Annotated in this window: 4 protein-coding genes; 2 read left to right on the forward strand and 2 right to left on the reverse strand. The window is 65.8% G+C overall.

What is annotated here, in order from left to right; translation table 11 throughout:
- Positions 1-328, reverse strand: a 328-nt coding sequence (locus IC66_RS42425) for a molybdopterin cofactor-binding domain-containing protein (RefSeq protein ID WP_157158000.1), incomplete at its 3' end; no start/stop codon positions are given.
- The gene (locus IC66_RS0100805; protein WP_028145242.1) at positions 328-810 is read right to left on the reverse strand and encodes a (2Fe-2S)-binding protein; all 483 of its coding nucleotides are present in this window, start codon (positions 808-810) and stop codon (positions 328-330) included. The genes IC66_RS42425 and IC66_RS0100805, both read right to left, overlap by 1 nt.
- A gap of 249 nt (positions 811-1,059) precedes the next feature.
- On the opposite strand from IC66_RS0100805, the gene IC66_RS0100810 reads away from it, so the two are divergent.
- Together IC66_RS0100810 and IC66_RS0100815 are read left to right on the forward strand one after the other, a co-directional pair.
- Positions 1,060-2,517: a hypothetical protein gene (locus IC66_RS0100810; RefSeq protein WP_038946325.1), complete on the forward strand. Its 1,458-nt coding sequence runs from the start codon at positions 1,060-1,062 to the stop codon at positions 2,515-2,517.
- Positions 2,514-3,091 (forward strand): UPF0280 family protein (locus tag IC66_RS0100815; protein WP_038946327.1); only part of this gene is annotated, 578 nt, incomplete at its 3' end. The genes IC66_RS0100810 and IC66_RS0100815, both read left to right, overlap by 4 nt.

A 3,091-nucleotide genomic window follows, 5' to 3' on the forward strand; every position in this document is an offset into this window, starting at 1 on the left:
AGTGACGGGCTTGCGCCGCGGCCTTGCGCAGGGGCACGGCCGTGATCTGGATGGTCTCGCTCGCGATCGTCGCGCCCTGATTGGGCACCACCGCAGTGTCGCCGAGCACCACGACGACGCGCGCAAAGGACACGTCCAGCTCCTCGGCGACGATCTGGCCGAGCGCGGTACGGATGCCGGTGCCGAGATCGACATGGCCGTTATAGGCGCTGACCGAGCCATCCGCGGTGATGCGGATGAAAGTCTCGGACGTGAGCTCGTCCACGGTGCGGACGACGACGAGCGAACCGGATTGGCGCTCAGATCCATCAGGGGCAGGGGAGGCCATCAATCAACGGCCTCGGTGAGTTGGCCGGAAGCGCGCATCACGGCGCGCAGGATTTCGACATGTGTGCCGCAGCGGCAGAGATTGTAGCGGAGCGCCGCCAGCGCCTCCTGCTCGGTCGGGCGCGGGTTGATCGCGAGCAGCGCCTTGGTGGTCATGATCATGCCGTTGAGGCAATAGCCGCATTGCGCGGCCTGCTCGTCGATGAAGGCCTGCTGCACGAGGTCAGGCTTGTCGCGCGTGCCGAGCCCTTCGAGCGTCACGATGTCGCGGCCGGCGCAGCCACCGACGGGAATCACGCAGGAGCGGGCTGCGGCCCCGTCGATCAGGACAGTGCAGGTGCCGCATTCGCCGAGGCCGCATCCATATTTCGGGCCGTTGAGCGCGAGATCGTTGCGCAGCACGTAGAGCAGCGGCGTCTCCGGCGCTGCAGCGACCTCGTGGATCCCCCCGTTCACGGTGAGGCGGATCGGTGTCTGCGTCATCCTCGTTTCCAAGCGCTCGGCCAGTAATGGCGAAAATCTACGTCGCGACGATACCGTTTGTACACAAACGTGCAAGCCATGCATGCCGCACTGCAGCGCGACTGCCTTCTTTGTGGACAGGGCGGATAGGCAAATGAGGTTTTATGCAGCAGCTGCATCTTTTGCGCTGCACCGCCGCTTGACAGCCATCCGGGGCGCGCGCACCATCGTTCGTATACGAATGATAACCGCGGTCTCGCTGGCTCTGACATGGTGATGGAAACGACGAGCGCTGCTATCGACAAGATCCGCTGCGATGCTTGTCCGGTGATGTGCTACATCAAGCCGGGCGCGGCGGGCGCCTGCGATCGCTACGCCAACCACGACGGCAAGCTCGTCCGCGTCGATCCGCATGTGATCCTGGAGCGCACGGTCTCGCATGGCGGCAAGCTGGTCCCGTTTAGCCGCACCGAAGACTGGGACGGCAAAATCGTCCACGAACCTTCCACCTTCGTGACGGCGATCGGCGCGGGCACGACCTATCCCGACTACAAGCCGGCGCCGTTCATCGTCTCGGCGGAGGTCGACGGCGTCGACATGGTGACTGTGGTCACCGAGGGCATCTTCTCCTATTGCGGCGTCAAGGTGAAGATCGACACCGATCGCTATCTCGGGCCGGAGACCGCGACAGTCCGCGCGCAGGGCGAGGCGGTCGGCCACGTCACCACCAGCGAATACGGCTCGCAGATGCTGTCGCTCGGCGGCGTGCATCATCTCACCGGCGGCTCCAAGAAGGAGGGCCGCGTCACCTGCGACACGCTGATGGATCTCGCCAATTGCAAGGCGGTCGAGCTGACCATCGACGGCGGCGCGAGCGTCGTGGTCCAGGCCGGCCAGCCGCCGATCGTCAACGGCATGAAAGAAGAGCGCATGCGCGTCGGCTGCGGCTCGGCGACGATCGGCATGTTTGCCAAGCAATGGCACGGCAAGGTCGACGAAGTCGTCGTGGTCGACGATCACATCACCGGCGTGCTCTCGGAGCATCAGGCCGGCAAGCTGCTCGACATCGCCGACACCGGCATCAAGATGAAGGGCCGCCGCTCGACGCCAGGCCGCTATTTCCAGGTCGCCGATCCCGGCACGGGGTGGGGTGGCACCAACATTTCCGATCCGCTCGCGATCCTCGGGCCGTTCGACGCCAAGGAAGCAAAACCGGGTCTCTCGATGCTGATGGTCTCCACGACCGGCGAGCATTCGTCTTATTACGTGCTCGACGGGGCCCTGAAGCCAGTCGAGACCGAGATGCCTGACGACCTGAAGTTCTCGGTCGAGCGTATCCAGGAGAATTGCGAGCCGGCGCTGTGCACGGTGCTGTTCATGGCCGGTGCCGGCGGCTCGCTGCGCGCCGGTGTCACCGACAATCCGGTGCGGCTGACGCGCTCGGTGAAGGACGCGCTGACGCGCGTCACCAGTGGCGGCGCGCCGGTCTATGTCTGGCCGGGCGGCGGCATCACCTACATGGTCGACGTGACGCAGATGCCGGCGGGCGCGTTCGGCTACGTGCCGACGCCGGCGCTGGTTGCGCCGATCGAGTTCACGATGAAGCTGTCCGACTATGCCGCGCTCGGCGGGCACATGGACTATGTGAAGCCGCTCTCCGAGGTGCAGAGCGGCGACGATGTCCGCCAGCTGCCCTGGCAGAACCCGATCCCGGGACCGCGGGCATGACAAGGCTCCCGCAAATCGCATTGCTGTCTGATGGCCGGCGGCTGCATTTGCAGGATGGGCCGATCGATCTGGTCGTTGAGGCGAGGGGGCGCACGGACGATGTACGTGCGGCCTATGAGGCGGCCGCGCGCCGCTTCACCGGACTGCTCGACGAACTCTGCGCGGAGCTGCCGGAACTGCGGACGGCCGCCGGGAAGCGCACTTCGCTGAGGGGCGTGGTGGCGCGCCGGATGCACGCAGCGGTCGCGCCTTACGCCTCCGATTGCTTCATCACGCCGATGGCGGCTGTTGCCGGTAGCGTGGCTGAGGAGATTCTGGGCGCCATGCTGGGCGCTGTGACGCTGGATCAGGCCTATGTCAACAATGGTGGCGACATCGCGCTCCATCTCGGCAAGGGCGAGCATTTTTCGGTCGGCCTGATGGACCGACCCGATCGCGCTGGCGTGATGCGAACGATGAGGGTGGATGCGGATGACCCCGTGCGGGGCATCGCGACCAGCGGACGCCACGGCCGCAGTTTTTCGTTCGGCATTGCCGACGCCGTGACGGTGCTGGCGGCAACGGCGTCGCAGGC

Source organism: Bradyrhizobium genomosp. III, assembly GCF_000261705.1.
GTDB classification, from domain to species: domain Bacteria; phylum Pseudomonadota; class Alphaproteobacteria; order Rhizobiales; family Xanthobacteraceae; genus Bradyrhizobium; species Bradyrhizobium ottawaense.